The following is a 25,499-nucleotide window of genomic DNA, read 5'->3' as shown; positions in this document are numbered from 1 at the left end:
ATCCAAAGGTATTGTCTCTTAAATGATTGCGATGATGAAAGTATTCATTTATCTCTATAATTATGATCTCCGTTCAACATTTTGCGCTATACGTGCCATTACTCAGCGTGTGGACAACCGATAAAGTTCTTTGCCGGCCTTGTTTAGTAATTGATGTTACCCATTTATTCGAATTTAGACTGTATTAACATTTTTATTATTAATGTGTCGTTCCCGCGACGGTTATTTGAATCGGGTTTTCGCACCTGAAGGTGAGTTACTTTCTTTTGCTTCGCCTCGGCAACTGCTCCGTGTCGCCCAATTTGATGGATAAACCCCACGATCCACATAACGATGAAACGTTGAATAAGGCCAATCCGCCATGTGTTCAACTAACCCGTGTTTTAACGGATTGATGTGGCAATAACCGATATGTGCCGCATAATTTTCATCGTCCCGAATCAAATGCTCCCAAGCCTGTCCTGAGCCTGTCGAAGGAAGCCTGTCGAAGGAAGCACCTCGAAGGAAACGGCGTTGCCAAATCCCTCTTTCACCACGGGCAACGCGCACAACCGAACGGCGTTCCGTCACCGCATCCTACAGTCTTCATGTAAGTGATTGTACATATTTACTCATACACCTCTGTTAAATAGAGTCTACCTGTAGGCTAAGCCCCGGCTGGGCAGAAAGGTTCTCACGGCACAAAGATAATATCGCAAGATCTATCTTTGTCTTTCCGATTTTCTTTTTCCAACCATCAACGACGGAAAGTCTTGTCAGCCGCTTTACCTTCAAAGTCGGATTCTCTCCGCTTAGTTAGACATTTGCATTGAACAAAGAATGGAGGAAACCTCAGCTAAGCGATGCAATGCCCGCGACCTGGATACCTCGGCACTTGGTCGATAGCCTAAAACTCATAAACTGAGGAAAGGAAACGTATGAATAGCAAAGTCTGGTTGATCAGCCTATTCTCGGCCACTATGCTGACGGAAAGCGTGCAAGCGGATGACTATCGCACGCCACGGGCCGGCGAAGAGTATCATACGGAGTTATGGGGCATGCCGGTCACCGCGCCCAAGCGCAATCGCCACCGGGTGACCGCTTTGACGCTGGGGATGAATTACATTCCGGATGGGCCGAGCAGCCCGGTGATCATTCCCTTCGGTGGAGCGCTGTTGTTTCCCAACCAGCAGAGCAAGGGGCAGGATATCTTACAACCCCTCGGAGCACTCTACGTCTGGCGCCATGCAGAGGATAACAAACAGCGTTTCCGCGGCGTCATTTCAGGGCTCTACAACGACCTGCGCTATAACTTCGCCCCGGAGTCCATGCATGGGCCGGATTTCGTCTTTACCTTCGAGAATCTCACGATTCCCGTCGGACGGCCCGAGTACGTCGAGGGAGAGAGCATCGATCCTGTCGAGTTGCAATGGTATTACGCGCGTGCCGGGCTGGGATTGGGCTATCGTACACCGATCGGCCCCGGCCACCCGGACAACGCTTTGGAATTGGCGTTGACTTATGAGCCCGGCTACTTGTGGTTCGAGCGTGACAAAAATACCGCGCAGAATTTCATTACGCCCCAAGATACCTATGAGGGTCGAGTGCATTTCCGCCTGCGCGCCGATACTTTGGAACGCAATGTTTTAGAACTTGCCCATCAAGGATGGTCTACGGGTATGGACCTCGTGTATGGCCATCGGAACAATTGGGAAAACTGGGGAGAACCGCAACTCGGCTCGTCTCATGCCGGCGCCCAGCAGGACTATTTTGCCGCCAGCGCCTATATGGTGGAGGCAGGCGGCATCCCAGGTGTGAAGAATGAACGGCACCGTTTGATCGCCAGCGCCTATGCCGGAATCGGCAAAAATTTGGATCGCTTTTCCGCCTTTCGCTTGTCATCGCGCCCAACCGCCTGGGAGTGGGACGCCTTATCCATCCCGGATTTACCGGGTACCGTATTCGGTGAATTTTATTCGCGTAGTTACGGCCTCATAGATCTGCATTATCGTTATGAAGCGTTGTTCTTCGTTTATCCCTATTTACGCGGTTCCATGGCTTGGATCGACCGTCCGCGCTTCAAGGACAACGGCCAGGTGGGAAATCAGATGGATTCATTACCTTCGCTGGGGGCCGGTTTGATTTCAGGCGCGCCAGGCAATTCCGAAGTGACGTTGGACTATAGCTACAATTTCGGCATCCTGCGAAACTCCGGGGGAGGTCCTCAGTTCGGCGGTCACAGCGTTATTCTTACCTGGTCCATGGAGTTCTGACCGGGCTTATACTGGCAGGCTCTCGTTCTCCGATACAGGGCTGTAGGATGCGGTGACGACAGGAACCGCATCAATCGCGAACGATGCGGTTCGCAAACTCACCGCATCTTACGGGCTTGAAGTTCTGTCTCAACAATTGCTCGTTTTTGCCGTAGCGATAGATCAGAAAAATCTTCTTTTTTACAAGGAACCAGCCAATCCCTTCACCTGGCAGCCTTGTGCTTTTATTTACGACTAAGCATTTAATCGGTGGATTTTAGTCTTCCACGCTTTTGATAGACGCTCTAATGATTGCCCTATGCTTCCCAACACAAAGTTGAGGTTACGAGGATTAGGTATTCCCAATTCTTCAGCCAGATCGGAATAAAAGATTGGGATACCCGCCTGTGCTTGGCGGACAAGTAATGGGAGTGCGACTCTTGCACGTATTTGATATGCCTTGTCACCTGAGATTGGCTCTGAGACTTTCGCAGTGCTCATAATTTCCTTTGAACGTCTAACGTAGAGCTAACCGGGCGCGGCACGGAAAGCTGAAAAATAAAGCCGTATTGTAACCGCGCTCCGGTTGAGCGCCGGGTTAGCTGCCAATTACTTCAACAACTCATCAAAGACGTCGGGATAACCGTAGTTTACCGCCCTCCGATTTCCGGGATTGCCGGGGCTACCTGGATTGCCAGGATTCCCTGGATGTCCGATGTTGCCGTAGTTGCCAAGATGTTTGTTGACAACCATATCTTTATGCAGTTCCCCAACGTAACTGCCCGCAAGCTTATGAACATGGGTGCCGTTGATTTGCCCAATCGCATTGCCACTTATGTCGTGGATGTACTTCCCTCGGATGAAGCCCACGGCGCTACCATGCGAGTTATAAATGTAGTCGGTCATATGTTACCTCTTGGTGGCTAACGTTACGGTAAGGGGCGCGCCGCTCACTGAGCTTTAGCGAAGCCGCCGAACCTTGATAAAAACCAAAACTTCAAAACCGCCAACGGGCGGCGCGTCCCTTTGACTGACTTGTTAGGCCGGGCAACACAGCCAAAGCCAAACTACCACCAACCAAAAGAGCTTAGTTTGCCCCTATGTGCGGCGAACGCCAAACCCAGCGATGACCGGACTTTACCAACGAAGCGAAACGAAGGCAACGTGAAAACTGCACAAAGCCGAGAGAATGCCAGCAAAGCAACAGAAAATTAAACGCTAACCTTGGGGCGACCAAGCTGAAAACGCAGAGTCGACAAAACAAAACGATACTGCACCCAAAGCAACGGAAGCCAAAACCGAACCGCAACCATAGCGACACAAAATAGCTACCCATTAATTATTAGAAATGAATGCCACCCTCTTTGAATAGACCGCCATTGCTGCTTTGGGTAATACGCAGAAACCTGGGGAGATTTTTCTTCAGAGAAAACAACTCCCTTTAACCTAGCGTTCATGAGAATTGGTTCGTAGTAGGTTACAAAATAGTATGGATCGGTTAGGCTATTGTGTTCTATCCAAAGAATGCCCAATTGCTGTAGGAGGCTTTGGTATTTTTTCCACCTTCCTATACGTAAACTACAACTATTTTTATGAGGCCGCAGGTTGCACTGTGTGCGACTTGGGTCTTCCGCACTCACGAAACTAACGTTTGATTCAGTCATATCCTCGCGGTACATTTTCAACAGCTCTTCATATTTACCAAAATGTTGTTGGAAGCTTTGTTGGATCAACTGGTCGTCCGGTTCATTGGAGTTTGAGTTACAACCGGTTATTAGAGTCGCTAAAATTATGAAGTACAGAGGTAAGTTCATGGCACGACTACGCCTAACGTTACGGTAAGGGGCGCGCCGCCAACGAAAGCGAAACGAAGCCGCCGAACCTTGATAAAAACCAAACCTCCAAAACCGCCAACGGGCGGCGCGTCCCTTTGACCGACTTGTTAGGCATTTTTATTTCTTTCTATAACAATTAAAAGCATGTCTCTAATAGATTGAATTGCTTGTAAAACCGTGAAAATTATTATTGAGAATTTATGCCAAAAAAACTCTTGCGCATCATCTCTGCTCATCCATAAATCAAACTTTTCTTTTTTTCCTTTTGTTGCATGTGATAACCCTCCATAAATAAAAGTGTCCATTAGTAAACTGTTTGAAATGTTTTCTTCTTTGAATATTAAGTTAGAATTTTCCGATAGAAAATCATTAAGGCTTTTTCGTATAGCATTGAACTTAGTTTTCTCTTCATTAGTTACAAAATTTGAATCAAAGAATTTTTGTAACTTTCTGATTGAAATTGCTTCATTATCTTGTATAAAGAACCTAAAAGTTAATATAAAGGCATCAATATTTTCTTGGTTTGGTCTAATGCTCCTGACCTCCAATACATCTGTACGCGAAAGATCAATGTTTATATCTAAAGTAAACTCTTGCCTTATTTTATTTACAAAGCCACTATTCTCAAGCTTAGAAGTTTTATCAATAAATAATTCTAATGCTGGGAGTTCAGAACCAAAAGCCATTATTATTTTCCAAATGGATGCCTAACGTTACGGTAAGGGGCGCGCCGCTCACTGAGCTTTAGCGAAGCCGCCGAACCTTGATAAAAAACCAAACTTCAAAACCGCCAACGGGCGGCGCGTCCCTTTGACTGACTTGTTATACGTAAATACATTACACGCTGACTTCTTCGACCTTAAATTCGGCACTTACCTTTTTTTCTTCAGTCCCTTCTACTGGTAATACAGAAATAATAGAGAGTAACATTCTGAATTTTTGCATCATTTTTGTTCCATTTATTTCTTCATATTTGAGGTTAGCGTATATTTCAGGAAAATCAGGTAATTCGATTGTTTTGGCAGTGTTTGTATCATTTTTCGGCCTACTTAAAAGCCCTAACTCAACATATTTTTCAAAAGCACTTAAATAGTAGGATGGAACGTTTAAGAACTCACTATCAGACACTTTATTGACTGGGACTGCATCAATTCTAGCTGACCGTTGATTATGTATGGCGTGAAATGAATTATCTAATTTTATCCAGCCGCGTTCATGTCCAATATCAAATTGGTTGTAAGGATCAAAAAATTTTAATACGCTGACTAATGACTCTAACTCAATATCCCATTCAACTTCAACATTTAAAGCAGGGCCTGTTCCAAAGTTCACAAGTCTAAGTTTAGTGAAATGCGAAGCCTCGTTATCATCCCACAACCAAGTTTTACTCTCATTTTTGACGGTTGCGCTTCTGCTTTTTGTAAGAACCTTCAATATGGGCTTAGAAGTAGCAGTTCTCTGCCTCTTCATTTCAAAAATCATGAATAAGCTAGCTAAGCTAGTGACTAAAGCGGCAAGAGCAGTAATAGCTGCGACTATATCCATATTTTCCTCACAACTGGACATGTATAACGCAGAGTTAACCGGCGCGGGCCACGAACCTGATAGAACTGCCGCACTGTCTCACCGCGTCCGGTTGGACGACGTGTTATGTTGCTTAGCTCCATGGTTGCCCCGTAAACCAGCTTGGCTTCTCTGACGCGGGACCAAAATAGCCCCAGTCATTAAGAGTTTCTTCAAAAATTTTTCGGTTAAATACGCAATACGATCCCGCCAGCTCAGAAAAGAAATGCCCGGTTTGTTTAACTTCCGTGAAATCGTTTTTTAAACCAAGTAAAAAAATTACCGTTCCCTTTGGGCTCCCGAAATCCTGTACCAAACCAAGAAAGGAGTCATTTCCGATAATCAAAGGCGATGTAAACCTAAAGCCAAGTTCCCTTGCAGCAGTGGTGAATGCAGCCACTAGTTCATTTTCTTTATCAGTATTCATTGAGCAACATAACGTAAAGCTAACCGGGCGCGGCCCGAAAAGCTGAAAAAATAAAACCGCATTATAACCGCGCTCCGGTTGAGCGCCATGTTAGGCGTCATTTTGCGGCTGCACCGTCTTGTGCGCACCTCGTCCATGCCGGCACCTTTGCCCGGATGACTTGGGACTCGTCTTCATCAGGTTTGATGGGTTGCACGCGCACGCGGCGCAATAACTTTCCATCTTTCAGGCGTCGCATGTCGAAGCCAATCGGTGTCACTCCATGGGGAAACTGATACCGGTAGACGACGGTGTCGCTCCCCTTTACAAAGCACCAACCGAACACCATCCCAAAGTCTCCGGCAAAGCGTCGAGCGCGCTTTGATGAGTCCAGTACGACAAGGTATAGCGGTTGTGAGTATGATGCCCCTTGGTTCGGGAATAGTGCAAGCCATCCGACATATCCATGATTGCTGGATACGGCTGGCTTGTCGAAGCTATCTTGGTCTTCAAACTTCGGAGCAGAGAATGTTGCACCATCAGACCGAACAACCGTCAATCTGCTACCGCTATCGTCTATACGAGCTTCAAGGAACTCCGCAGCTCGGGCTGAGAAAGCTATCGAGCATGCGACGGAGAGGATCAGTGCAGTGGGCTTCATGGCGCCTAACGTAAAGCTAACCGGGCGCGGCCCGGAAAGCTGAAAAAACAAAACCGCATTATAACCGCGCTCCGGTTGAGCGCCTGTTATGTGTTGGCACCCACCACAAATGATGCTCACTCTTCAAAGTAGCCTTCTCCCGTTGGAAAGTAGAGATCGTATTTTTTACTCAGGCGCTTGAGGATAGGTTCCACGTCTGCGGCGAGCTGAAGTGCCTGAAGTGAATCAGCCCCATACACGTGCTCGGGATTGACGCTCGGCAAGCCTTCAAATTGAACGATGCATACTGCCGTGCCTCCTGTGAACTGAAACTCGACATCGCCTTCTTTTAGCTCACGAGGAGCCAAAACCTGGACTACGAACGGATTTCGTTCGTTTTTGCCTTTCAGGCTAAACATAAGTTTACGTTGAGCAATGCACTGGCTCATGGTGCCTCAGCTTTTAAACACATAACGTAAAGTAGACACCTTTTTAGGTGTATATTAATTTCCAATTATCGGTGTATAACGCCGCCCCGGCAATCCGTTAGACCAGATGCTATATGAATTAATAATTGATAGCAACCTATCCGGCAAATTTAAAATACACCTCTCAAACAGATCAATCCACCGGAAATATCAAATAATCCGTCCACTTAACCTCGCCGCCCACTTGCTCCGGACTCGGCAGCATCGCCACGTTCCAGCCGCCACCCAAAGCCTTGACCAGCAATACCGAGGCCGACAGCCGTTCGCCCTGTAGCTGTACGGCGGTCTGCCGGTTTAACAAGACCGCGGTTTGCGCGACCATTACATTCAGATAACTGACGATTCCGGCCTGATACTGATTGATGGTCAGCGCCAGCGCTTGGTCGGCTGCGGCGAGGGTTCTATCCTGCACCTGAGATTCTTCATCCAGTATCCGCAAGGCGGCCAGATTGTCTTCCACTTCCTGAAAGCCGGTCAGCACCGTTTGCCGGTAACCGGCGACGCTGGCGTCGAAACTGTCGATGGCCTGTTTGTACTGGGTGTTTTTAGCGCCGCCGTCAAACAGTGTCAGCGCCGCACCGGTCGGACCCAAAGCCCAATAGCGACGCGCCATGGTGAACAATGTCTCTATCGTCGGAGATTGAAAGCATTGGTCATGACTAGGTTCAAAGTCGGGTAATAAGCTGCTTTCGCCACGCCGATCTGGGCGTTGGCGGCGGCCATTTTGCGTTCCGCGGCGGCTGTATGTCCAGAGGCGCAGGGCTCAAGGACAGTTCAGCCGGGGTAAGGTCGATCAATACCGCAAGCGTAGTTAGTCAGTCAACGACTCAAGGAACGGATATATCGGCAGGTTAGGGATGGGGCAGGCCATTTTGAAAATTTTCGCCTTAACTTACTCACGGGAAAAATCCGTATAACCAATAAGCGTACTTAATTTTCGCAAGACGGGTTTACACCGGATAACCTAGCAAAACTCTCAAGCCCAAAAAAACTGCGAATCTGCCCAAGGAAGGTGCTTTGGTGTTGCGCCATTAGCTGAGCAGCGGATTCGCTATCCAGTTGTTGCTGCGCGTTATCGACGCTGAAACGGCGGCTTGCCAACAGCTTACTGATTTCCACGGCAAGCTCGGGGCGGTTATCCAGAACATTTTGAAATGAATCCTTGTCCAGCCGGTAAGCTAATACCTCGGATTGAGCAATGACGGTAGCGCTACGTGGATCGCCGGTCATTAAGCCCATCTCGCCCAGAAAACATCCGCCATGAATGGTATCGATCCGCCGGCGTCCGCCATCCGGTAATTCCAGAAATACATCGGCAACGCCGCTTATAATGATATAAAGCCAATGCGCTATCGCACCTTGGCGCATCATCAGGTCGCCTTGCACAAAAGGTGTATAGACAAGACGCTCGGCAATTTCGGCCAATTCATCGCCATGCAAAGTGTTGAACAATTCCACTTGCTGCAAAGCATCCATCCGCTCTTTAATACGGCGCAGACGCTTGTTCTGTTCATATTGATCGTCTTTATTGGTCATATGAATATGATATTGCGGATACGGCAAACTTATCCCGGCCCGTTGCAGAGCTGCATATACCCGACCGCGCACTTGTGAATCGGTGACGTCATCCGCTTCAATATCGCACAGCCAATAACGCAAAGCGTAACGCGACGAACTGGGGCTGAAATCCATAAGCAAACAATTCGCCGCCGGCGCATCGGCAACATTGGCTATACGTCCGTTACGGACTGCATTTTGTGCAATATCGATGACTTTTCCCGCAAAATGTTCGTAGCCGACATCAAAATATATCCAGCGCCGCCATTGCAGAGGTTGGCCTCTACGGCGCCCGATCACGGAAAACTTGCTTTTCATCAACAAACTGTTCGGGATCACAATCGTTTCCCAGTTACGCGTTTCTATCGCAGTGGACCGCCAACGAATATCTGTGACACGGCCATTGACGTCATCCACTTTAATCCAATCGCCGACTTTGATCGAGTTATCCAACTGCAAAGCCAACCCGCCAAGAATATTGCCTAAGGTATCTTGCATCGAAAAAGCCAGCACGGCGGTCATGACCGCCGAGGTTGTAATAATGCCGGACAAATCCAGCCCTGCGGCATGCAAATGAACCATTAACCATGTGACGTATCCGGCGAGCTCGGCAAGGTCTTCAAGGATACGCAACAGATTGATACGGCATAACGGCAGTATTAAACGGAACAAAAACAAACCGAAAAGCCGAATAGCCGCCATTCCCCCGGCAAAAATGCTGACTTCATACAGCCCTGTTGCGAAAGATTTAATATCCAACGCAGCCAGCACACCGCTGAGAGCAAGACCCAAGAGTGCAATCGTCAAAAACAGTAAAGTGGTGGTAACCGGTTTGCGGTCTTGCGGCCTCCAGCGCCATAGCAACGCGGCAATAATCAGCGCAACGATAAGAAGCAGGCCGAAATGATCATGCTGTTGGGCAAAAATACCAAAGCTGTGCCAAAAATGTTCGAGTTCAGGCATTTTAAGTCCTTACCGGTTAAAAATCAGATAGCCGCCAATCTCCAAGTGGAGCATTTTTGGGCGAAAATGCCTTATGGAAAAAAGCCTAGTGAACACTAAAAACCTGTAGTGTGGAGCTAAAGCACCGACAGTGGACACTTTAGGCAACGCTTATTTGCGCCATATTGATGAATCCGTACTTTTAATGTTTTGAGTATTGTAAACGGTGCGCCTGAAGGCACAAAGGTAAAATAAATCAGTTGGGTTTGATGTCAAGGCAGGGGCGCAATACTGTTGACTTAAGCGTGCGCGCCCCTTCTCCCTCAGGGATGCCTGCATGGATGCAGGTAGTAGAGCAATGCAGGAGCAATTGCCGGGAAGGCTGGGATGAGGGGATTTAAATAAGCTTTTTTCCATTTGATTTCCCCTCACCCAACCCTCTCTCTGGACGACTGCAAGGATGCAGGAGGTAGAGCAATGCAGAGCAATTGCCGAGAGGGCTTTGTACTGTTTAAGTCAACAGTATTGAGGTAGGGGCGGCCCTACCGATACGTGGTTTGTCGATTGGTCGGTTACGAGTGAAAGTCTTTACCGGTCAGCACTTCTTTGACATAACCGGCCTTAATTACAAAATCGCCGAATCGTTCGCCCGGTTCCCGCTCACGAGCATAATGCTGAAGAATAGGCGTTAATTCGGCAAGAATCTGTTCTTCGCCGATATTTTCGCGGTACAGTTTATTCAAGCGTTGACCGTAAAAACCTGCCCCCAGATACAGGTTGTACTTGCCCGGCGCTTTGCCGACAAAGCCGATTTCCGCCAGCACTGAGCGTGCGCACCCGTTCGGGCAGCCGGTCATGCGGACCAGGATCGGATCGTTTTCAAGCCCGGTCTGTTTGATAATTACGTCAAGCTTATCGATCAGTGACGGGAAGTAGCGCTCGCTTTCAGCCATCGCCAAGCCGCAGGTGGGAAAAGCCACGCAGGCCATCGAATTCAGGCGCAACGCGGTGTGGGGATAGGAATGAGCCAGCCGGTATTTTTTCAGCAACGCATCAATAATAGGTTTTCTTTTGCTGCCGACCTGCCCGATAATCAAATTCTGGTTAGCGGTGATCCTGAAGTCGCCGTCATGCACTTTGGCGATTTCACGCAGACCGGTCATCATCGGCAAATCTTCGGTGTCGAGTATGCGTCCGTTTTGAATAAATAACGTGCAATGCCAAGTGTCGTTAATGCCTTCGATCCAGCCGTAGCGGTCACCCGAATGCTCAAAAATAAAAGGCCGGGGCGACTCTATATTCCAGCCTAAGCGTTGGTTCAGTTCGAACTTGAACCACTCGACGCCTCGGTCTTCGATGGTGTATTTAAATCGCGCGTGTTTGCGATTGACTCTATCGCCGTTATCACGCTGAATCTTGACGATTTCTTCGGCGACTTGCAGCGTCTTATTTTTCGGGCAGTAGCCGATTACGTCGGCCAAGCGCGGGTAAGTTTCGGTATCGCCGTGGGCCATGCTCAATCCGCCGCCGACGGTGATGTTAAACCCGAGCAGATGATCATCCTCGGCGATCGCGATAAAGCCGAGATCGTTGGCAAATATATCGACATCGTTGCTGGGCGGAATGGCGACCGCTATTTTGAATTTGCGCGGCAGATAGTGTTTACCGTAGATCGGCTCTTCGTCCTGCCGGCTTGAGGACAGCAGTTCCTCATCCAGCCAGATTTCATGGTAGGCGGTGGTTTGGGGAGTCAAATGCTCGCTGATGCGGCAGGCATACTCGTAGACTTCCGCATGCAACCGCGATTGATGCGGGTTGGGATTGCAGGTGACGTTGCGGTTCACGTCTCCGCAAGCGGCAATGGTATCGAGCAGCGCGGCGTTAATTTCCGCAATGGTTTTTTTCAGGTTGCGCTTGACGACTCCGTGCAGCTGAAAAGCCTGCCTCGAAGTCAGCCGGATGGTATGGTTGCACCAGGTGTTGGCGATGCGGTCCACTTCCAGCCATTGCATCGGGGTGCATACTCCGCCGGGTACACGGATACGAACCATAAACTGATAGCGAGGCTCCAGCTTTTGCCTGCGGCGCTCGTCCCGCAAGTCGCGGTCATCCTGCTGGTAAATGCCATGGTATTTGGATAACTGGGTATCGTACTCGGCCAGTGCGCCGGTCAGCGGGTCTTGCAGGCTCTTGACCAACGTGCCGCGAAGATAATTGCTGGCGTCCTTGATTCGCTCGACTTCAGCCCGTTTTGCTAATTCTTCCTGAGTTATATCGGTCATTATTTACACCTCACATTTAATAAACTTCCTTTTTCGCTGGCTCCCAAACTGGAGTTTAGGAGCTAGCGTAAGTTTTCGGAATGCAGACCTTCCAGGTTTTAAAAACCTGGAAGGTCTAACGCGCAACGTTTTCAACAGGCAGAGGCTGGTCAGTGAACCTCATTCAATACACATCCCGTTGATAGCGCTTGGTCTTTTGCAAATTCGCGACATACTCTTCCGCACTGTCAGCACCGGTTTCAGCCGCCACAATGTTTAGCAATGCAGCATGCACATCATGCGCCATCCGTTTTTCGTCGCCGCAAACGTAAATATGTGCGCCCTCTTGCAACCATGCGTACAGTTCCTTGCCGTGTTCGGCCATCAGATGCTGAACATAGATTTTTTGTTCCTGATCGCGGGAAAAAGCAACGTTCATACGGGTCAATACGCCGTTTTTCAGGAAACGCAGCCATTCGGCTTGATACAGAAAATCGGTTTCGAAATGCTGGCCGCCGAAAAACAGCCAGTTTTTACCGGGCGCATCCATCGCTTCACGTTCTTCGACGAAAGCACGAAAAGGCGCGATGCCGGTACCGGGGCCAATCATAATAATCGGCGTGGCAGGGTCGGCCGGAAGCTTGAAATTACTGTTGCGATCGATATAAACGGGGATGGTTGCATCCTCGGTAATACGCTCGGCCAGAAACGTCGAACCGACTCCTTTACGATCCCGGCTATGCGAGTGGTAACGCACGGCAGCCACGGTTATATGCACCTCGTCGGGATGCTGTTTCAGGCTGGAAGCAATCGAGTACAAACGGGGCGGCAGTTTGCGCAAGCAGTCGACAAATGCCTGCGGCGATAAGTGCTCGGATGGAAAATCCGCTACCAGATCAATAATCTCACGGCCATGCAGATAATCGTTCAATTTGTGCTTGTTGCGCAGTAACTGATCCAACTTTCGATTATTCGCCAATAGTGCGTATTTTTGCATTACCGGTCGGGTAATGGTGGTGATTTCATAATGACTAAACAGCAAGTCATAAAGGAAGCCGTCCTTATCATTCAATGCAATCCATTCCGTACCGTCAAAGTGCAGCGTCTGCAACAGTGCATCAATCACCTCAGGCGCATTGGCCGGATAAACACCGAGTACATCGCCCGGCTCGTAAGTCAGGCCGGAACCTTCCAGCGACAATTCCAGATGATGGGTTTCCTTCAGCGAGCCTCGCCCATTCAGCACGATATTTTCCAGCAACAGCGCAGAGAACGGATTCTTGCGGGAATAAAAAGATGGGCTTGTAAGAGAAGGAATCGACAGACCGATCGCTTGGGGTTTTGTTTCCAACAGTATGGACAGTTCATTTAACACCCCATGCATCCAAGCTTCGGCGCTAGACTCATAGTCGACATCGCAATCAACCCGAGGATGAATCCGCGTTGCCCCCAATTCCTCTAAACGACGATCTAAATCAACAGCGGTTTTGCAGAAAAACTCATAACTGGAATCGCCTAAACCAAGCACGGCGAACTGCACTTGCTTTAGCGACGGGGCGCGCTTGCTGAACAAATATTCAACCAATTCCTTGGCATTGTCGGGAGGTTCGCCTTCACCGTAAGTGCTGACGATGACCAGCAGGTTTTTCTCGGCCTTTAATTGCTGAAATTTATAATCGCCCATTTTTTTGACGACTGTCTTTAATCCGCGGCCGGCAGCCAACCGGTGCGTCTGTTCGGCCAGCGCTTCACTGTTGCCGGTTTGCGACCCGACCAGAATGGTAATATCGGCAATACCTCCGATTTCCGGGATGAATGTTGAGTCTTTGGCAACCAGCCCGGTTAAATATCCCCCAACCCAGGCGGCTTGCTCCGGCGATAAAGCGGCAATGAATTGTTGAAAAGAACGACGTTGATCGTCGGTTAATGGGGTCTGACTGCGTTCAGGCAATGATATGTGCATAGAAATAGCCAAGCTCTTAATGGACAGGGATTAAATGAACATGACCCGACATTTAGCAACATATTGTCAGTTTAGGAAAACCGGAAAAAATCGCCAAGAATCCAGCAGCTTGTGAAGCAAGCTCCATCCGATTGGAGCCCTTTTTGCGTTTTTGCTTCTATAATTTTGCCTGGGCATTCACTGCGGCTAGCTTGCCCGGAAACCTAAGCGCACTTGATTGCCACTATATTCAAGCCGGGCTCAAGCATTAAATTAACGGATGACGCATGCTGGATTCCTGCCCATTAACTAAAACATCAAAAACAAATTCAAATTAGAAGAAACAAGCCGTTTGCACAATAAGTAGGAATACCTGTTAACTGATGTTACGTAGAGGCGCATGATAAAAAAGCGTCGTCCACGAAAAGCACAAAAAGCACGAAAAAAACGATCCCAAAAACGCCATCAGCAAAGCCTATCCAGCCGGACGGGAGATTGTTGCTCCGCTCGAAACGTTCCGCCTGTTCAGAATGTTGCCGCTTAGACCTTCCAGGTTTTGAAAAACTGGAAGGTCTGCCGATCGGCTTGTTTCCCGGTTAATGCTTTTTCCTTAACTGAACGGCCGAATAGAGTCTGGAATAAAATTGTCTCAAGAACCTCGAAAGGGATGTGAAGAATGCCGGATATGACGCCGTCAACGGCGAATCCATGGCTGATATTTTTCGTGCCTTTCGTGTCGCCTAGAGGCGCCTACTTTTGGTTTTCGTGGACAGTGCGTAACATCAGCTGTTAAGTGAAGCCAAGCGGTGGGACATGCATCACGTCTCTGAGTTTGAATCCGACTTTGCCGCCAATGATGAAGCATTAGCTAAGCGGCTCACGGAGGGCGCCATATTGACAAGCTCGTCACTTTGGATGTTGCAATCGGTGCATAGGAACAAACAATTGCATCGGTCCGGTGCAATTAAGCGTCTATAAATAAGTTTCCCACAAGCTTTTCAGTAATGTTGCAGCTTTCCGTATAAAAATAAATACCATAAAAATCAATAACTAAATCGATATTTATCTACGCCTTACAGTCTTCCTTGGTCAAAAATAATTTATGGCGCGGGTTTTGCTGATATTTAATCAAGGGATTTTGTTAAGTAAAGAAGCAAGCCTTTCAAGATTAACGTTTAAGGCTTTCATCAAACTGTCATTGTCTTTACTTAAAATGTCACTGTACTAAGTTAACGGACTATTTTACCGAGGAGAAGTCAATGTCTAGCGAAATCACGTCATTAATCACCTTTGTTGAATCCTATTTAACATGGCTCTCAAGCGCGTCAGGAGAACTGGCAACGTATAGCCTGCTGGTTGCATTTGCCGTTCTGTCGGCTCTTGAACTTAACTATCCCAAGCGCAAATTGCCCCTTAAACAGTTGCGCCAATCTTATCGAACTAATACCGGCCTGTTTGTTTTCAACAGCATCGTTATCTCGTTACTGTCGTCAACGCCCCTATTAATGGTGGCCGACCGCTATTCAAACTGGGGGATGCTGAATTATATTGCCAACCCTGCATGGAAAGCCCTGCTGTCGTTTCTATTGCTCGATTTGATGCTCTATTGCTGGCACAGAACCAGCCACAGCTTTGATGGCCTGTGGATGTTCCATAAAGTGCACCATAACGATCCTTATCTAAATATCTCGACCGCATTCCGTTTGCATATTATCGAGCTGTTGATCATCACCGTGCTGAAATCGGCTTACATTGTTTTATTCGGCGTAGACAAGGCGACCGTGCTTACTAATGAAGCTCTATTGACCCTATTCATTATGTTTCATCACACCAATGTTTCATTCTACGGCGAGAAACGCTTGGGACAGGTCATTGTCGTCCCTTATTTGCACCGCGCGCATCATTCAACGGAACGTAACGAACATGACAATAACTACGGTGAGGTCTTTTCAATATGGGATCGTCTGTTCGGCACATTTATAGAACGGGAACCTGCAAAAATCGGCATTAAAAACAGTTCGCCGCAAACCGTTTTAGGCTTGATAAAATTCGGCTTTACCCCGGCAAATCCAGCGCCTGCGCCTGTCTATGAAATGGACTTGAATCTTAAAGCGATGATCGCCGAAGCGGCCTACTACAAAGCCGAAAAACGCGCTTTTAAACCTGGAAACGAAATGCGTGACTGGCTGGAAGCCAAAAGGGAAATTATCTGCATGGTTTATGGCGATAAATCCATTCGACAGCAATCGAACAATTCCGGCTGCTCCTCAATACAACGGCCTTTTACGCTTTGTTGATGAGTAGTTGGATTGAGTCCGCCAAATATCTGTTTAATAGATATTGAATTCTAATAATATCATTTTATTAAAAATAAAAATCGCTTTAAGCTATATCCAACTGCAATAAATCGCCCTACTAAAATAATACGGCATTGATTGCAACATATAGTTGATGTCACTTTTTATCTGTACCTCCTCTCCTGCTATGGATTGTTACTTTTGACATGGATTGTTACTTTTGGCGGGTTTCGACCCGCTTTTTTTTAAACCGGAAAAGGTTCGGATTTTTTTCGAGTTGACCGAAATTTTAACCGCATTGCAATACGCCCCAGTAAGCAAGCGAAAAATCCGTCGATGAATATAACTTTTATCAGGAGGAATAAATCTATGCCATTACAAAACTTAGTTGACTATTTCAATAACCGATTCGGACAGGAGCATCGCTCAAGTTTTCGCCCTTTTATGTTGGAAGAAGGAAAAATTAGCGCCCTGTTCGGTCCCATTAAAATCGGCAGCGTTTTTTCGCCGATACGACTGGCTTTAAAATCCGCCGAGATCATCGGCCATGCCGCGAAGCTTAAGGTTTCCACCCATGAAGTTCAGCACCTGTATTCAGACGAAATTGAAAATCTGCTGACTAACCAGCCGCATCAAGCTAGCGATTTTGAGTCGATCATCAATTTTGATCGCTTGTCCCGCACCGTTCATATGCTCAATTATCTGCCTTTAGCCCATTTGCAAGGCTCGCTGTTTTTGGAAGTCGATCCACGCCATATACTGGGCGTTAAACAAGACCATGGTGCTTATTTTGAAGAAGTGATCAGACAATGCGGCTTGGAAACCAAAAATGTCGTGATCGTTATGACCGTAAACAGTCAATATGCCCGGCATTATCAAGAACTGGTTGCCGGACTGGATAATTACCGACAACGAGGTTATCAAATCGCGCTTAAGTTCGATTACGTCGCACAGGAAACTCAATCGTTCGACTTGATTACCAAGCTGTCTCCGAATTACGTCAGTTTATCGGCGCGGCATCTTGAACAAGTGCGCGATAATGCTCTGTTAGAAAAATTGCGTGCTTTAAGGACGCTGGTAGCTTCAGCCGGCGGGCAAACTATCCTGCAACAAATCGATCAAAAAAAATCCGAGTCGCTGGCTCGAAATACCGGCTTTGACCTGGTGCAGGGCAGTTATTATGAACGCCCCTCGGCTCCGGTATTTTTACCGGAATTTCCGGATGCCGAAATACGAAGCGCCAATGGCTAATCCATTGAATTCATTGCCGGGTGGATCATTGCAATTTATTGAGCCGGTTGAGGATTAAAAACGATAGATAGCTGCTCAGTGTCTTCAAATACAATAAATCGTCCGGTGTGGGCAATAATTATGATTGCCCCTTGCTGGAGAATGACCGCCCGGAAACAGAGACGAGTATCAGCAAGCCGGTCAGCAGTGCGACAAACGAGGACGGAAGCGGAACGCTGGTAATGGCAATACTCCCACGGGACATAATGGTTTCGGACGTCATAACAAGCTCAATAGGCTCAATAATACGGGGAGCTAACAACACCCAACCTCTGCTTCTATCGATTGTGATATCTGCCTCTTTAATGCGTGTTAGATTGGTACCAGAATCAAGACTGATATTTCCACCGGAATTTAGTGTAATGCTTCCGTTCGAGTCTGGCGATAACAGAGGTTTAATAATATCGGAATCAGATGAAATTGGTATTGGTGACCCTTCCAGCGGCTGATCGCCATACATAATTCTGTTTGCAGATAGATCAATAAAACTCCCAATCAATGAGACGTTTGAATTGATATAGATAGAACCAGATTTCAGCATGATGTTAGGCGCAGACAATGTAAACCCGTCGAGCGTAAGGCTACGCAACGAAAGCAAGGAAATGCTCGTATCCGACGATAATGTCCCGGAGCTCAATGAAAAATCGCCGGTACAGTTTAAAATCAAACCATCGCTGGAATCGAAAGATAGGCTTTCTGAACAGCTGGAGCTACCGAGATCAATCAAGGTTGATGCATGAACGGCAGAAGACGATAACCAATAAAGACAAAGCGCTAAAAAACCGATTCGCATGAAAAACCTCCTAATTCTAGTATTTCGAATCAGTATACTGGTTAATTGTGTCATTTCTGTGACATACAAACTGTTTGACTTAGCATGATTATCAAGCAGGGTGAGCCTGGCAACTGAATCAATCGCTAACCTCTGTTTTTCCTCCCTGTCATTTTTTGATAAACGTTATTGATCGCCTGAGCAAGCTCACCACAGGTTTTATTGATAACTCATCAATAATTTCTGGCATTCGTTGTCTAAAAAATGTAAAACAACCTACGTAAGAATACTTAATGCCATGCAAGCGTTGGACGCCCTTATGAAATCGATATGATAAAATTTGCCTTACTTTGTAGACTAGAGTTTCCTAACCTTTACCATGCTACGACAATTGCAAACGACGTCAATTTAATCCAGCATTTCATCGAATATGACCGACTCTAATTCATCGATAAATATTAATGATCAGGAAATTACCGAACGCCTGGCGTTTTTACAATTAAACCCGCGCGACATCAATTTGCTAAAAGCGCTGCATGATACGTTAAAGGGCCGTCATACCGCATTTATTGATGATTTTTATATACAATTACAGAATTTTGATGCGACCCGTAATTTATTGACCGATTCGGCTTTAGTGGAGCGTCTGAAACGCAAACAGGAAGCCTATTTCGATCGGCTGACCGCTGGCTGTTACGATCTCGATTATATAAAAGATCGCATTAACATCGGTGAAACCCATCATCGCATCGGACTTAAGCCGCAGTGGTATATCGGCGCCTATCATTATTACCTGGCCTGGCTGTTACCTGAAATTCAGAAACAACTGGTAAACGATCAAACCGCCTGTATCGACACGATGCAAGCCATAGTCAAGGTTATTTTGTTCGATATCGAATTGGCTGTTGACGCATATTTTCAGGCTGATCATGAAATGTTGAGACTGCTGGCTCAAGTTTTTCAAAGCAATATCGAAGGTGTCATCATTACCGATATCCGCAGGCAAATACTCCACGTCAATAACAAAGTGGCCGCCATTGCCGGCTACCGTAATGAAGATTTGATAGGACAACCGATCACCTTACTGCTGCCTGCTCAGGAACGGGAAGCCTTTGTCAGCCATTGGCAAGACATCAAGCAGGGCGAGCCGTGGCAAGGCGAAAGCTTATTACAACATTGCCAGGGCAATCTCTTCCCTGCTTGGATCAATGTCAGCGGCGTCAAGGACGAAACCGGCATCGTCACTCATTTCATCGTTGAATTTTCCGACATCAGCGCTTACCGTACCGCCCAGGAAGCGTTGTCGCAACGCACCGAAGAATTGGCGCGCTCTAATAAGGAGTTGGAGCAATTTGCTTATGTCGCCTCCCATGATTTACAAGAACCGTTGCGCATGGTGGCCAGTTTTACTCAACTGTTGTCGCGGCGTTACCGGGGCAAACTGGATGCCGATGCCGACGAATTTATTCATTACGCGGTCGATGGCGCAACGCGGATGCAAACGCTGATTAACGATTTACTCGCTTATTCCCGGATTGGCTCCCGCACCAAACCGTTTGAATCGGTGAATCTTAATTCGGTTTTACAGCGCGCCTTAGCCAATCTGCATGTGGCGATTGAGGAAAGCCATGCCAAGATTATTTACGACGAGCTACCCAACACACACGGCGACATTACGCAACTGACTCAGTTATTTCAAAATCTGATCGGCAATGCGGTAAAATTTCGCGGCGAATTACCTCCTGAAATCAGCATTAACGTATCCGATGCGGATAAATACTGGCGTATTTCGGTTCAAGATAACGGTATAGGTATTGCTACCGAATTCTACGAGCGTATTTTTGTTATTTTTCAGCGCCTGCACAATAAAGAAGATTACCCTGGAACTGGTATCGGTCTTTCCATTTGCAAGAAAATCGTCGAGCGCCATGGCGGACAAATCAAGGTTGAATCGGAACGCGGCCAAGGCGCCACATTTATTTTCACATTACTTAAAACCCTAACCAAGGAAACTAACTGATGAGCTTAGAAAACATAGGCCGTGCCGCTGAATTTTTGCTGGTGGAAGACAATCCGGGCGATGTTCGCTTAACCTGCGAGGCACTGACTGAAAGCAAAGTAAAAAACAATCTGAGCATAGTCGGTGACGGCATGGAAGCGATGGCTTTTCTGCGCCGGGAAGAGCCATACACAGATGCTCCGCGTCCCGATGTGATCCTGCTCGATCTCAATTTACCCAAAAAAAACGGGCTTGAGGTTTTGGAGGAAATCAAAGCCGATCCGAGTTTAAAACGTATTCCGGTAGTTATCATTACTTCCTCGGAGGCCGAGCAGGATATTCTCAAAACGTACGACTTACACGTCAATTGTTATGTCAACAAACCGGTTGATTTGGAGCAATTCATTAAAGTGGTTCAATCAATCGAAACGTTTTGGTTGACTATTGTCAAACTGCCCTCGGAAGTCGTGGATTAGACTATGAATCAAAACATCGCGAAAGTTTTGCTGATAGAGGACAATCCAGGTGACGCCAAATTAGTTGAAGTCTTGCTGGAAGCCAATAATGACAGCAATAAACACTTCGAATTGATCCGGGTCGGCTTGCTCAGCGAGGCTTTTCCGGTTTTGGAACAAGGCGGCATTTCGGCGATATTGCTCGACCTCGGTCTACCGGACGGTAACGGATTAGAGAGTCTTACCCGAATATACACCGCAGCCCTTACCATTCCGATCGTGGTGTTAAGCGCCGAAGAAGACGAATTGCTGGCCATCCAATCGGTTCAGTTAGGTGCGCAGGACTTTCTAGTCAAAAGTGGCATATCTGAATTGGTTTTGCGGCGTTCTTTATATTACGCGATAGAACGAAAGAACTTACTGGAACAACTGCAATATCTGGCTCATTACGACGTAATGACCGGTTTGGCCAACCGTAAACTATTCTATGACCGGCTTAAACAGGATATTGTCAGTGCGCGCCGTTCTAAAAAATCGCTGGCGCTGATTTTTCTCGATCTTAATGATTTCAAACTGGTAAACGATTCGTTAGGTCACCATAGCGGCGATGATTTGCTCAAGGAAACGGCTAAGCGCTTGCTGAATTGTATTCGCACAACCGATTGCGCGGCACGTATGGGCGGCGATGAATTCACCATTATCTTAAACAACTTAAATAATGCCGAGGATGCTGCATTAATCGCCGATAAGATATTACAGGCTTTGGCCGAGCCTTTCATTTTAAGTACCCAGCAAACAACAATGTATGCCAGCCTGGGCATCTCCATTTATCCGAACGACTGCGACGATATAGAAACACTTATCGGTGCAGCCGATACAGCCATGTATCAAGCGAAGGAATCAGGTCGCGGCAAAAAAGGCAATTTTTGTTTCTTCTCGACGGCCATGGGAGAAAAAGTAAAGCGCGATACGGATAAAATCCAGCAATTAAGCGCGGCTTTTAATCGCGATGAATTCGAATTGTTTTATCAACCTGCCGTGGATATCCGAAGCGGTATGATCGTCGGTATGGAAGCCTTGTTGCGCTGGAGGCATCCCGAACAGGGTTTATTGACTCCGGCAAGTTTTATGGCTGATCTGGAAAACAGCGGGCTTATCGTTTCAGTAGGCAATTGGGTATTACACCAAGCCTGCGCTCAAAGCAAATCCTGGCAACAGCAAGGTCTGGCTGCGTTGATGATATCGGTCAATATTTCGGCCAGGCAGTTTCGCCAAAGCGGATTTGTTGACAGTGTCATCAAAGCACTACAAACGAATTGCGTATCTCCGTCCCTCTTAGAACTGGAATTTCACGAAGCAACCCTTTGGGAAGATGATGTTTATTCCGTGCAGGTATTAAATCGGCTTGCTCAAATGGGTATAAAACTGTCTTTAGACAATTACGGCAACGACATGATTTCCTTTAAATCATTGACCAAGTTTCCGATACACGCCATTAAAATAGACCAATCGCTGATCCAGCAGGATTCGGTCCATTCAAGCGAAACGATTATCGCCAAAGCCGCTATCGAAATAGCACGGATTTTTCATATCAAAGGCTTGGCTACCGGTGTGGAAAACGAAAAACAACTGGCAATGGTTCGTCATATCGCCTGCGATGACGCCCAAGGCTATTTATACAGTCGGCCATTACCTGTGGATGAAGCCAGCGAATTAATCGCACGATACGCCGCCCTCCATCCGCAAAGCGATAAGTGATAAAACTGTCCGGAGTAGGAGTGCAAACCGAAAAGTTGACTCCACTTCAACAGTTTATCTCTTATCCATTCTATCCTGATAAGCATAGTAAACATGAAAATCCTGCTAATAGAAGACCATAAACCCGATGCCGTGCTGCTGCGCGAACTATTAATGGAAGATACATGGGGCTCTTTCTATTTGGTTCATGCCGAACGCTTGGAAGAGGGGGTAGCATTATTAAAACAAGAACATTTCGATCTCGTGTTATTGGATTTATCTCTGCCGGATGCTTTCGGACACGATACTTTCGGACGACTGCATCAACAAGCGCCAAACTTGCCCATCATCGTGTTGACCGGCATTGATGATGAAGACCTGGCGATAAAATTGGCTCAGGCCGGCGCGCAGGATTATCTGGTTAAAAATGATCTAAATAATGGCATATTACACCGAAGCATACATTATGCGATCGAACGCAAACGGGCGGAAGAAAAATTGCGCCTTGCCGCAACGGTGTTTGAGAGCACTTTGGAAGGCATTTTAATAACCGATGCCAAAACCAACATTATCAGCGTCAATCAGGCTCTGTGCTCGATTACCGGATATTGCGTTGAAGAATTCATAGAAAGCACGCCCAATCTCATAAAATCAGAGCGACACAGCCATGTCTTTTTCCGCCAGTTATGGGATATTCTAAATAAAACCGGCCAATGGCGCGGTGAAATATGGAACCGCCGCAAAAACGGCGAAACTTTCCCGGCTTGGGTCAACATCAGCGCAGTCCCCAGCAGCGCAACTAGCAATATCAGTCATTACGTGGCGGTATTCACCGAAATTACCGAACTCAAGCTATCGGAAGAACGGCTCAATTACTTGGCTCATCACGACCCGTTAACCGGATTACCTAACCGCCTATTGTTTCACGACCGTCTGGAGCAGGCAGTTTTGCAGGCGCAACGAAGCAAGCACATGATTGCCGTTATGTTTCTGGATCTTGATCGGTTTAAAGCAATCAACGATACCTTGGGGCATGTGATCGGCGATGAACTGTTGGTTGCTGTAGCCGAACGGCTCAAACATTGCGCACGAGAAACCGATACCATCGCCCGTTTGGGCGGAGATGAATTCGCCGTGATCATTACCCGGATAATTCATGAAGAAGATGTCGAGCAGGTTGCGCAAAAAATCATCCAAACTCTTTCTTCCGTTTATTCCGTGGGTGGTTACGAAGTGTTTATCACCGCCAGTATCGGCATTAACCTGTATCCAGGCATCGACAATGACCGCGGAAAGCTTTTGGAAAACGCCGATGTCGCGATGTATCACGCTAAACAATTCGGGCGCAACAACTATAAATTCTACTCGACAGATATGAATGCCGTAGCTTTCGAGCGCTTAATGCTGGAAACCAATTTGCGCCGCGCACTGGAACGCCAGGAATTCAGGCTTTATTATCAGCCGCAGATTGATATGCAAAGCGGCATCGTAAATGGCGTGGAAGCCCTGATACGCTGGCAACATCCTGAGCTTGGCTTGGTGTCGCCGCTTGAGTTTATCCCTTTATTGGAAGAAACCGGCCTTATTTTACCCGTTGGCGAATGGGTAATCCGGACTGCTTGTAAGCAGATCCGGGAGTGGCTGGATGCCGGATTTCCATCGCTGATCATGGCGGTGAATTTATCGGGGAGGCAATTTCGCCAACCCAACCTGATCGAGATGATCGAGCAAGCGCTGCATGAATTTAACATTCCACCCGCGCAGTTGGAGCTTGAGCTCACCGAAAGCGTAATGATGGATAATCTGGAAGAGACCGCGGAAACTCTGAAAAAATTAAAGCTACTGGGACTCAAAATCGCCATTGATGATTTCGGTACCGGTGTCTCGTCGCTCGGCTACTTGAAACACTTTCCTGTCGATACACTGAAGATAAGCCATGACTTCGTCCTGAATCTGCCGGCGGATTCGGCCGACGCTTCCATAGCCAGCGCAGTTATCAGCCTGGCCCGTAATATGCAGCTCAGCAGTGTCGCCGAAGGCGTGGAAAACCAGAGACAAATGGATTTCCTACGCAGTCAGGATTGTGAACGAATGCAGGGTTTTTTATTTAGCCGCCCAATTCCGGCGGAGCAAATGACAAGCCTGCTTACAAGCTGGCAGGGTATGGGGGGCAAATAATTCGTCGGTCAAAAAATTCGCTGCAATGCCGGTTTTGATCTGGGGTAGGGCATTTATTTAGACGTCCTCGGCTCCGATATTTTTTACCGGAATCAGCCGATGTCGGAGTAAACCAAGGCTAGACCCTAGACAACTACTCTACGCTATTAAATTAATGAAACGATGATAAGTATGACTTAATGAGATTTTTCTTGAATTCTCTGCCTGCTGCTTCCGGCTGCTAAGCAGCAACAATGGTTTATAATGACGACAGCTGTCATAACATTGTGAGGAAATTCCATGTGTGAATTACTGGGTATGAGCGCGAATGTTCCGACTGATATTTGTTTCAGTTTTACCGGTCTGATGCAACGCGGCGGACGTACGGGGCCGCATCGGGATGGCTGGGGCATTACCTTTTATGAAGACAAAGGTTGCCGCACCTTTAAAGACTCAGCGCCCTGCTATGACTCGCCCATTGCCAAACTGGTACAAGCCTACCCGATTAAAAGCCGCGCCGTTATCGGTCATATCCGGCAAGCCAATCGCGGCCACGTTGCTTTGGAAAACACCCATCCTTTCACCTGCGAACAGTGGGGCAGTTTTTGGACCTTTGCCCATAACGGCCAATTAAGCGATTACCAAGCCTTGCAGCAACCCGGCAAGCATCTGCCCGTCGGCGATACCGACAGCGAAACCGCGTTTTGCTGGCTGCTGAACGAGCTGGGTAGGAAATATCCGAACAAACCCGCCGACATGCAAGCCATGTTCCGTTATCTGGGCGAGTTATGTGTGCAGTTGCAGCGTTTCGGCATCTTCAATATCCTGCTTTCCGATGGCGACTATTTGTTCTGCTTTTGTAGCAACACCTTGCACTGGATCACCCGGCGTGCGCCATTCGGGCACGCCAAACTGATCGATGAAGAT

Annotated in this window: 20 protein-coding genes; 8 read left to right on the top strand and 12 right to left on the bottom strand. The window is 47.4% G+C overall.

From position 1 onward, the window contains the following. Positions 1 to 222 precede the first annotated feature (222 nt). Positions 223 to 570: a hypothetical protein gene (locus EPO18_RS07625; RefSeq protein ID WP_292432648.1), complete on the bottom strand. Its 348-nt coding sequence runs from the start codon at positions 568 to 570 to the stop codon at positions 223 to 225. 347 nt (positions 571 to 917) lie between these two features. Between EPO18_RS07625 and EPO18_RS07620 the strand changes: the two genes are divergently transcribed. Next, positions 918 to 2,252, top strand: coding sequence for a hypothetical protein (locus EPO18_RS07620; protein WP_292432647.1), 1,335 nt, complete (start codon positions 918 to 920; stop codon positions 2,250 to 2,252). Between the two features lie 588 nt (positions 2,253 to 2,840). Here the strand turns inward: EPO18_RS07620 and EPO18_RS07615 are convergent. From EPO18_RS07615 to EPO18_RS07570, 10 genes are all read right to left on the bottom strand, one after another. After that, positions 2,841 to 3,137, bottom strand: a complete 297-nt coding sequence (locus EPO18_RS07615) for a 4-fold beta flower protein (protein WP_292432645.1) — start codon at positions 3,135 to 3,137, stop codon at positions 2,841 to 2,843. 1,036 nt (positions 3,138 to 4,173) lie between these two features. After that, complete coding sequence (locus EPO18_RS07610) at positions 4,174 to 4,752, bottom strand: hypothetical protein (RefSeq protein ID WP_292432643.1); 579 nt, start codon at positions 4,750 to 4,752, stop codon at positions 4,174 to 4,176. Positions 4,753 to 4,903: 151 nt separating this feature from the next. Then, positions 4,904 to 5,611, bottom strand: coding sequence for a hypothetical protein (locus EPO18_RS07605; RefSeq protein WP_292432641.1), 708 nt, complete (start codon positions 5,609 to 5,611; stop codon positions 4,904 to 4,906). 112 nt (positions 5,612 to 5,723) lie between these two features. Further along, positions 5,724 to 6,056, bottom strand: coding sequence for a hypothetical protein (locus EPO18_RS07600; RefSeq protein ID WP_292432639.1), 333 nt, complete (start codon positions 6,054 to 6,056; stop codon positions 5,724 to 5,726). 97 nt (positions 6,057 to 6,153) lie between these two features. Next, positions 6,154 to 6,696: a hypothetical protein gene (locus EPO18_RS07595; protein ID WP_292432637.1), complete on the bottom strand. Its 543-nt coding sequence runs from the start codon at positions 6,694 to 6,696 to the stop codon at positions 6,154 to 6,156. 116 nt (positions 6,697 to 6,812) lie between these two features. Further along, positions 6,813 to 7,124: a hypothetical protein gene (locus EPO18_RS07590; protein WP_292432636.1), complete on the bottom strand. Its 312-nt coding sequence runs from the start codon at positions 7,122 to 7,124 to the stop codon at positions 6,813 to 6,815. A 172-nt stretch (positions 7,125 to 7,296) separates the two neighbouring features. Further along, complete coding sequence (locus tag EPO18_RS07585; RefSeq protein WP_472850879.1) at positions 7,297 to 7,785, bottom strand: TolC family protein; 489 nt, start codon at positions 7,783 to 7,785, stop codon at positions 7,297 to 7,299. 308 nt (positions 7,786 to 8,093) lie between these two features. Further along, positions 8,094 to 9,683, bottom strand: a complete 1,590-nt coding sequence (locus EPO18_RS07580; RefSeq protein WP_292432632.1) for a mechanosensitive ion channel family protein — start codon at positions 9,681 to 9,683, stop codon at positions 8,094 to 8,096. 551 nt (positions 9,684 to 10,234) lie between these two features. Continuing rightward, the gene (gene cysI, locus EPO18_RS07575; protein WP_292432630.1) at positions 10,235 to 11,944 is read right to left on the bottom strand and encodes an assimilatory sulfite reductase (NADPH) hemoprotein subunit; all 1,710 of its coding nucleotides are present in this window, start codon (positions 11,942 to 11,944) and stop codon (positions 10,235 to 10,237) included. A gap of 163 nt (positions 11,945 to 12,107) precedes the next feature. Further along, positions 12,108 to 13,886 (bottom strand): assimilatory sulfite reductase (NADPH) flavoprotein subunit, encoded by a 1,779-nt coding sequence (locus EPO18_RS07570; RefSeq protein WP_292432629.1) that lies wholly within the window; start codon positions 13,884 to 13,886, stop codon positions 12,108 to 12,110. Positions 13,887 to 15,124: 1,238 nt separating this feature from the next. Here EPO18_RS07570 and EPO18_RS07565 point away from each other — a divergent pair. Next, on the top strand, positions 15,125 to 16,162 hold the full coding sequence (locus EPO18_RS07565; protein WP_292432628.1) for a sterol desaturase family protein: 1,038 nt from the start codon (positions 15,125 to 15,127) through the stop codon (positions 16,160 to 16,162). Between the two features lie 369 nt (positions 16,163 to 16,531). Next, positions 16,532 to 17,413 (top strand): EAL domain-containing protein, encoded by an 882-nt coding sequence (locus EPO18_RS07560; protein WP_292432627.1) that lies wholly within the window; start codon positions 16,532 to 16,534, stop codon positions 17,411 to 17,413. A 118-nt stretch (positions 17,414 to 17,531) separates the two neighbouring features. Here the strand turns inward: EPO18_RS07560 and EPO18_RS07555 are convergent, their stop codons facing one another. Further along, the gene (locus tag EPO18_RS07555; protein ID WP_292432625.1) at positions 17,532 to 18,245 is read right to left on the bottom strand and encodes a hypothetical protein; all 714 of its coding nucleotides are present in this window, start codon (positions 18,243 to 18,245) and stop codon (positions 17,532 to 17,534) included. Positions 18,246 to 18,654: 409 nt separating this feature from the next. Between EPO18_RS07555 and EPO18_RS07550 the strand changes: the two genes are divergently transcribed. The 5 genes from EPO18_RS07550 to EPO18_RS07530 all read left to right on the top strand — a co-directional run. Next, positions 18,655 to 20,244: a sensor histidine kinase gene (locus EPO18_RS07550; protein WP_292432623.1), complete on the top strand. Its 1,590-nt coding sequence runs from the start codon at positions 18,655 to 18,657 to the stop codon at positions 20,242 to 20,244. Further along, the gene (locus EPO18_RS07545) at positions 20,244 to 20,699 is read left to right on the top strand and encodes a response regulator (protein WP_292432622.1); all 456 of its coding nucleotides are present in this window, start codon (positions 20,244 to 20,246) and stop codon (positions 20,697 to 20,699) included. The genes EPO18_RS07550 and EPO18_RS07545 overlap by 1 nt, the downstream gene beginning before the upstream one ends. 3 nt (positions 20,700 to 20,702) lie before the next feature. After that, on the top strand, positions 20,703 to 22,436 hold the full coding sequence (locus EPO18_RS07540) for a two-component system response regulator (protein ID WP_292432621.1): 1,734 nt from the start codon (positions 20,703 to 20,705) through the stop codon (positions 22,434 to 22,436). Positions 22,437 to 22,529: 93 nt separating this feature from the next. Continuing rightward, entirely contained in the window at positions 22,530 to 24,593 is a 2,064-nt protein-coding gene (locus EPO18_RS07535) for a putative bifunctional diguanylate cyclase/phosphodiesterase (protein ID WP_292432620.1), read from the top strand. 279 nt (positions 24,594 to 24,872) lie between these two features. Continuing rightward, a partial coding sequence (locus tag EPO18_RS07530) for a class II glutamine amidotransferase (protein ID WP_292432619.1) occupies positions 24,873 to 25,499 on the top strand: 627 nt, incomplete at its 3' end.

Source organism: Methylobacter sp., assembly GCF_004322395.1.
Classification (GTDB): Bacteria; Pseudomonadota; Gammaproteobacteria; order Methylococcales; family Methylomonadaceae; genus Methylobacter_A.
Note: the sequence above shows the minus strand (reverse complement) of the source record. Positions and strands in the feature narration are given on the sequence as shown.